Here is a 1663-nt window from a genome sequence, read left to right as displayed (position 1 = left end):
TTATTATACGATTATTTCTGAACTACAAACGTTATAGCATTTGTTTTTAATTGAATGTGTCTTTCATTACGAACCATATTATAAGCTTATTCTTTTATTTCAACTTTTACTTCTTTCCATCCTTTATAAATACTTTTTAATAGATGTATCATTTCATCAGTTGGGAGATTAATTTCAATTAAAGCTTCTAATTCTTCATTCGTTTTTAAAACAATTTCTTGTATGTTAGAGTTAATAATTAAACAATTAATACCGCCGTTTTTTGTCCCTTGTTTCATAGAATGGAGCACTTTTTTAAAATCTTCTTTTGATTTAACATGCTCTAAACTTGATACTGCAACGATATAATCATAAGCGTTAGAGTCAATATGATAGTTTTCAATTTCTGCTTGTTCTGTTTTTATAACCTCGAATACATCATGTTCTTTACTATAAATTTTTAGCTTTGTTAAAGCGGAATCAAGTAAATCAACACATGTAACAGTGCCATTATAATTTTTTATTATTTGTGCAATTGGAATGTTATTTCTACCGATGCCAGAGCCAAGATCAAGTACTTGCAAGTTGTTTTGTCCTTCAAAGTGATCCATCAAGTCCATAACTGTTTTAACCGGTTTGTACAGCCAAGAGCCAATTTCAAATAGTTTATATTGTTCATAGCAAAGGCCGTGATATTTCTTTTCTTCTTGTCTTATGTAATCGATACGGTTCACATTGTTTCAGCTCCAATATTTTTATTGCAAAATGAATAGGTGGGACAGCCTTTAACATTTGTTTGAATTCGAAAAATACCACCAGCATGTGGATACTCTTTTAATTCGTCATCAGTCATTCTTGTTCTGGCTGTTGTAACATATAAATCTGTTAAATTAGGTCCTCCAAATGTACATGATGTTACATATAAAGCTGGAATTGGAATATTTAATATTTGTTCTCCAGTAGATGGATTCCATCTAGTTATTTTTGAACCTCCCCAATGTGCAATCCATAAACAGCCGTCTTCGTCAATTGTCATACCATCAGGTAGACCATCATTTTCAGAGAAAATGATTACATCAATTGGATTATGAATGTCTCCAGTACGTATATTATATTGATAGCGAACCACTTTTTTAGTTGGTGTATCTATAAAGTAAAAGTATGTATGATCAGGTGACCAAGCAATTCCATTTGATGTATTTACATGTGAAACTTTTTTCTCTACACTTAAATTATGATGTAAACAATACAAGGAACCTGCAGCATTCATACCGTATGTATCTGTAGAACCTGCCCAGAAACGACCAGCTGGATCACATTTTCCATCATTGAAACGATTTTCTATTAAATGTGGTTCAGGGTCAAAAATATGTGTCAGTTTTTCGGTATTTATATTAATAGAATAAAAGCCTTTTTCTATAGCTAAGAGTAGTACATCCTCTAAATATGGAACAACACAGCCGATTTGTTGATTGAGTGCAATTACTCGGTTCGTATTAGCGGTAGGATTGTATATGCATAATTTTCTCTCCATAATATCAACCCAATATAAAAGTTGCTTTTTTTCATTCCAACATGGTCCTTCAGCTAAACTTGCTTTAGCATCTAAAACTAATTCTATATTACTGAACAAGATGTTCACCTCGCGTTATAAGATATTAATATAATTCGATAAGAATAGAGG

Annotated in this window: 1 protein-coding gene and 1 pseudogene; both read right to left on the bottom strand. The window is 31.6% G+C overall.

Translation table 11 applies throughout. From position 1 onward, the window contains the following. Window positions 1-11: 11 nt before the first annotated feature. Window positions 12-713, bottom strand: a pseudogene (locus ABWK52_RS26255) (class I SAM-dependent methyltransferase). Beyond that, a complete protein-coding gene (locus ABWK52_RS26250) occupies window positions 710-1612 on the bottom strand; it encodes an SMP-30/gluconolactonase/LRE family protein (RefSeq protein ID WP_098541273.1) in 903 nt (300 codons plus the stop codon). The pseudogene ABWK52_RS26255 and the gene ABWK52_RS26250 overlap by 4 nt, the downstream one beginning before the upstream one ends. Window positions 1613-1663: the final 51 nt, after the last annotated feature.

The organism is Bacillus sp. AP50 (genome assembly GCF_040492675.1).
GTDB classification, from domain to species: Bacteria; Bacillota; Bacilli; order Bacillales; family Bacillaceae_G; genus Bacillus_A; species Bacillus_A cereus.
This window is presented reverse-complemented; position numbering and strand designations above follow the sequence as displayed.